The sequence below is a fragment of the uncultured Mucilaginibacter sp. genome, assembly GCF_903893715.1.
Taxonomy (GTDB): Bacteria; Bacteroidota; Bacteroidia; order Sphingobacteriales; family Sphingobacteriaceae; genus Mucilaginibacter.
Map to the genome: position 1 here is coordinate 1 of NZ_CAITNG010000011.1, position 2,280 is coordinate 2,280.

A 2,280-nucleotide genomic window follows, 5' to 3' on the forward strand; every position below is an offset into this window, starting at 1 on the left:
GGGTGTATCATGAGCACGGTTTCGCGGGTTTGGTAAGTTGCCGATGCGTTGACTTCCCAATGGCCGGTTACCAGAATGCCGCCAAGCTGTTCGCTTAGGATATAGGGTTTTTTGACCAGTTCGATTTCGTAAATGGCGGGTACGGACTCGAAAATACTGCCTTGAATGGTGGAGTTATAGGCCACATAGTTGATTGAAGGCTTGGCGAAGAAGAAGATCTCGGTTCGATTTGAGCCCATTTTACGGGCCGAAACGGAACTGGTTGTGATGGCTGAATTGTAGAGTTGGTTAAAGCGGCCAAAACGGGCGGTGAAACCAAGACCGGCGCCATCAATGCCGGTACCCAGGTCGAGATAACTATTGGCCGAAATGTCGAACCCATGGGTACGGGCAATGAGCCGGTTGTATTGGGCGGATAGGTTGAGTTCGTAATCGTTGGCAATCTGGTATTGCCAGCCGCCGGGTTGATAGAAGTCGAACACTTTATGGATCAGGTCCTGCACTTGCTGCCCGTACGAATTAGGTCCTACGATGCCTATCTGTGCTTCAAAACGAAGGCTGCTTTCGTTTTTGTATAGCAGGTTGACGGATGTACTGAAATAGGTGTAACCGGCGAAGGGCCGGTCGATATAAGCAGGCCCGGGTACATAGGCTGATTGAGGTGTGTAGATACGCTGGCCGAGCTCAAAACCCAACACCTTGTTTTGTATAGATGAGCTGTCGTTTACGCTGAGTGCATGCCTAAAGAAGAAGAAGTTACCGGCGGTATAATACCTGTCGGATCCCTGGCCTAAAAAGCCATCGTTATCGGCCTGATAGCCTGCCTCGTTTTTGTAGCTTTTGTTTTGCGCAGAAAGATTAAACGCGCAACAAAAGACCACAATAGTTGTCAGGATGGCATGCTTTATTAATTTACCGGTTACAAGGGTAGTTCTCAAATACGGGTAAATTAGTTGCGCATGTTTATGTATTGCAGGGGCTGGCCAAAATCGTCGGACCGGCACAGACTGATAACTGCCTGTAGGTCGTCTATCTTTTTGGCGGTTACACGCACCTGATCGTCCATAATGGAGGCTTGTACCTTGAGGTTGCTGTCTTTGATTTTTTTGACGATCTTTTTGGCGGCTTCTTTATCGATGCCTTCCTTGATTTTGATCTCTTTGCGGAGCATATTGCCGGAGGCGTATTGTTCTTCGCCAAAATCGAGCGCTTTAGGGTCGAGGGATTGCTTAACCATACGGCCGATAATGGAATCCTGAATGGCTTTGAGGCGCATATCGTCTTCGGTAACAATGGTTATGGTATTGGACTTTTTATCCAGATCGACGGTGCTTTTTGAGCCGTTAAAATCGTAACGGTTCAAAATCTCCTTTTTGGCGTTATTGATGGCATTATCTAAGGTTTGCGCGTCAATTTTGCTGACAATATCAAATGATGGCATAACAGGGTTTATAATTCGGCGGTAAACTTACCTAATTATTCGTTATTGTGTTAAGGGTGTTTGCATAATCGTTCATTCAATGGTAATAATATGATATTGCAATACATCGAAATGATTACCTTTATATGTAAAATTGAACCATTGTAAACAGATCATGAAAAGCGATACTAAAAAAAGCGCTAAAAAGGTGCTTGAAACCAGCATTACCGAGAAATTTATGCAGGCTATTACTGAGCTAGGCCATGATGCCTCCAAACTAAAACGAGAGGTTAAAAAGGCAAGTAAATTTGTAGCCAAAAAAATAGAGCGCAAGCTTAAAGGGGTAAAACAGGTAGTTGAAGCGAAGATAGACTCGGCACCCGTTAAACAAGCGGTTAAAAAAGCAGAGAAGCCCACAGCAAGCAAAAAGGTTGTTGCAAAAAAGACAGAGCAAGTACAAAAGGTGATAGCCAAAGCTACCAAAATAGCCCAAAAGAAAACTGCCAAGCCAGTTGCCAAGGCTACACATACTTTGCCCCCTGAAGCCGAAGTGCAGAAAGAACTTGCAAAAAGTACGCCTGCGGTTAAGCCTAAATCAACACGAATTGCTGCACCCAAGCTACCTGTGCCGACTAAAACACCAAAAGCCGGGACAAAAACAGTTAAAAAGCCTTAAAAACGTTAATTAATTGGCAAAGTGTTAACATAATCTTAACAAATAAATAAGCAGCTTTGTAGTCTCGGGCGCAACCGTCCGGGATTTTTCTATTATATGGACCTAAAACGTATTCCGCTAATAAACAGGGAAATCAGCTGGCTTTATTTTAACGATAGGGTTTTGCAGGAAGCTGCCGACCCAA

Annotated in this window: 4 protein-coding genes; 2 read left to right on the forward strand and 2 right to left on the reverse strand. The window is 44.5% G+C overall.

Going from position 1 to position 2,280, the window contains the following annotated elements:
- On the reverse strand, nt 1–938 hold a 938-nt coding region (locus QZX97_RS01480), incomplete at its 3' end, for a lipid A deacylase LpxR family protein (protein WP_295664050.1).
- A gap of 11 nt (nt 939–949) precedes the next feature.
- Complete coding sequence (locus tag QZX97_RS01485) at nt 950–1,441, reverse strand: YajQ family cyclic di-GMP-binding protein (RefSeq protein WP_295652439.1); 492 nt, start codon at nt 1,439–1,441, stop codon at nt 950–952.
- 154 nt (nt 1,442–1,595) lie between these two features.
- Here QZX97_RS01485 and QZX97_RS01490 point away from each other — a divergent pair, with 154 nt between their 5' ends.
- Both QZX97_RS01490 and QZX97_RS19040 read left to right on the forward strand, forming a co-directional pair.
- Nucleotides 1,596–2,096 carry a hypothetical protein gene (locus QZX97_RS01490; RefSeq protein WP_295652441.1) on the forward strand — a complete coding sequence of 167 codons (501 nt, stop codon included), beginning with the start codon at nt 1,596–1,598 and terminating at the stop codon, nt 2,094–2,096.
- 96 nt (nt 2,097–2,192) lie between these two features.
- The coding region (locus QZX97_RS19040) for a hypothetical protein (protein WP_363151709.1) at nt 2,193–2,280 on the forward strand (88 nt) is incomplete at its 3' end.